Below are 2,502 nucleotides of genomic sequence, written 5' to 3'. Positions count from 1 at the left end.
GAAACAGGTTGCCTCCTTTGTCTTCGCCGAAGCCGGCGTGTAAGGGCTGATGTATGTCGGCCACGAGGTGCACCACGAACTTCAGCGCGGTGAGCCGCTCTGCGTCCGGAGCCGAAGACTTCAGGATCTTCACCTGTGCCGCGATGGCGTCGACCACGCAGTTGCCATCGGCACAGTAGCGCTCGGGCTTGTAGGTGCAGTCCGCGTCGTCGAAGTTGACGTAATGCCAGGCGGCGGACTTGCGGTCCCGGATCTCATCTGCCCAAGTCGCAATGGACGATAGGGTGGCGCCAGGTTCCAGATCCAGCAGCCGCTGCACTTGAGCTTTTGCCTCCGGGCTGAGCTGCGGCTCGGCCAGACTAGCGATCATTCGATGGGTCTCATAGCCCCAGGCATGGGCCTGGCCAGTCACCAGGCCGCCCATCAAGGCAGACAACAAGAGGGTAAGGCGTAGCGGGTGGAGTCGCAGAAGGGGGCGCATGGAGAAGGGGCAGCAATGAAGGACCACTGGTGGCTGCTCATACCCGTTATGGCACGACGCAGGTTCGGGCGCGCAGTGTATCGATGCCCTGTGGCGTCACTAGCCGGCATACAGTTGGCCCCATGTGCAATCTCTACAACGTCAGCCCCAAGGGCGAGGCTGAGCACTACATAGGTAAGGTGGCGATGCTGCCGGACTACGTGCTGGGCACGGTCGGGCCTTTTCAGGCAGGGTTGTTTCTGAGGCCGGTTGAAGGGTCTCTGCTGGGGCAGATTGGCCAGTGGGGATTGATACGGCCTGGCGCGCCGTCGCGCATTGAACTCATCGAGCCCAAGGTGATGCCTGGAGCCAAGCCGCGCAAGCCGCAGCCCAAGAGCACCAACAACGCGCGACTGGAGTCAGCGCACCGGCTGCCGACCTTCTCTGCGGCCTGGAAGGCGGGGCAGCGTTGCCTGATCCCCGCTTCTTGGTATCAAGAACCCAACTGGGAGACCGGACGCAACATCTGGTGGCAACTGCGACGCGCTGACGGACTGCCCTGGATGCTGGCAGGCTTGTGGTCGGAGTGGACCGATCCACAGACGGGTGAGGTGGTGCCGAATTTCACCATGCTCACCCGCAACTGCAACGAGCATCCCTTGCTCAATCGCCTGCACAAGCCAGACCCCAAGCTCAAGCCCGGGGAGCCCGAGGACAAGAGGGCCGTGGTGCATGTGGAGCCAGAGCGCTGGGATGCCTGGCTGATGGGCTCGGAGGCGCAGGCCCGGGAAGTGCTCAGTGTCCTGTCGCCCCCGGAGTTCTTCGACCTGTCCGATGCAAAGCGCACGGACCGGGTGCTGGCTGAGAAGTCGGCGCCAGGTCAGGACGCTCAGCCCGGTCTGTTCTGACCACCCGGCACCACCACATCTGGTCGTAGAGCTCTTCCTTTGCCCGCGGACCTGGCGCTACGGCACGCTGCTGGCCGCAGATCAGGATGTGGTGCCGGCGCATGAGCACCACCCGCGCCTTGTACAAGGGCTCCAGGCTCATCGGCATCAGGTGAGCGTGCATCTGGGCCCGCTCACGAGCGACGCTCGCCCAGCTCCAGAGTCGATCCAGGTCCAGCTCGGCGCGCATCGGCGTGGCCGCGCGCACCTCCTCCCGCGGACGGCGCACTCCCAACCGGTACAGCTCAACAACATCGACTTGCATACTGTTTATTTATACAGCATCGAGCGCTAGAGGAGGAGGGCCGGAAAGTCGGTGGCAGCCATTTGGCCGCGCCGAGCCGGGTGAACTAGCAGTAGAGCCTCAGGAGGCCAGGAAGCGGGCTTCCTCGGCCACCCAGTCGGCCCAGGTGGACTCGGACACCTCCGGCAGCGGCAAGGCGCTCACGGTCCAGGTCCAGGGCAGGGTTTGGCTGAAATGGCTGTAGACCCGGGCGGCCAGGCTGGGCGGCGTGAGGGCAGGGTCTGCTTGGGTGGACAGGATGGCGTGCATGGCGGCCACCTTGGTTCGAAGACTTTTGACGACGGGCTGTGCGTTCGCTATCTGACTGAGGAGTGCTCCCCGAGGAGGGGGGAGTCCAGGGGGGGGCTAAGTCGGAAGCGGGGGCCGAACGGCGTGCGGGACTTTCAGGTCACGCGGGCTTGTGGACGATTCAGGTGGCCGAATTTGCAGCTCATCGCTTGCGCCTGGTGAGTCTCGGCATGACTTCCGATACTGACTCCATCAACACAGCACTTCGCTGAAACGCACAAGGAGCCGACCATGAACACCACCATCTTCCAAATCGTCGCTGGCCTGACCCTGGTGATCGCCGCCCCGCTGGCCGCACAGGCTGAATCGATGAAGATCGAGCAGTTGCCGCGCGTTGTGATTACCGGCAAGTCGCAAGCTGCAGCGCAGCAGATCGTTCAACTGCGTATTTCAGCGATCCCGGGCAGCGTTTTCAGTCTGATCCCGGGCAGCGTTTCACAACGATGCCGGGCAGCGTTTCAGCGTGATGCCGGGCACACCCTGAGCTCCCATGTGACGGGGCC

Annotated in this window: 4 protein-coding genes; 2 read left to right on the top strand and 2 right to left on the bottom strand. The window is 63.6% G+C overall.

Annotation, left to right across the window (positions count from 1 at the left end):
• The coding region (locus tag ACIQ67_RS20705) for a S1/P1 nuclease (protein ID WP_397536259.1) at positions 1-370 on the bottom strand (370 nt) is incomplete at its 3' end.
• Positions 371-603: 233 nt separating this feature from the next.
• Here ACIQ67_RS20705 and ACIQ67_RS20700 point away from each other — a divergent pair.
• Positions 604-1,368 carry an SOS response-associated peptidase family protein gene (locus tag ACIQ67_RS20700; protein WP_397536258.1) on the top strand — a complete coding sequence of 255 codons (765 nt, stop codon included), beginning with the start codon at positions 604-606 and terminating at the stop codon, positions 1,366-1,368.
• 403 nt (positions 1,369-1,771) lie between these two features.
• On the opposite strand, the gene ACIQ67_RS20695 is transcribed toward ACIQ67_RS20700, so the two are convergent.
• Positions 1,772-1,960 carry a hypothetical protein gene (locus ACIQ67_RS20695; protein WP_397536257.1) on the bottom strand — a complete coding sequence of 63 codons (189 nt, stop codon included), beginning with the start codon at positions 1,958-1,960 and terminating at the stop codon, positions 1,772-1,774.
• A 270-nt stretch (positions 1,961-2,230) separates the two neighbouring features.
• On the opposite strand from ACIQ67_RS20695, the gene ACIQ67_RS20690 reads away from it, so the two are divergent.
• A partial coding sequence (locus tag ACIQ67_RS20690; protein WP_397536256.1) for a hypothetical protein occupies positions 2,231-2,502 on the top strand: 272 nt, incomplete at its 3' end.

Origin of the sequence: Roseateles sp. (assembly GCF_044373315.1) — a bacterium.
Classification (GTDB): Bacteria; Pseudomonadota; Gammaproteobacteria; order Burkholderiales; family Burkholderiaceae_C; genus JACDQM01.
This window is presented reverse-complemented; position numbering and strand designations above follow the sequence as displayed.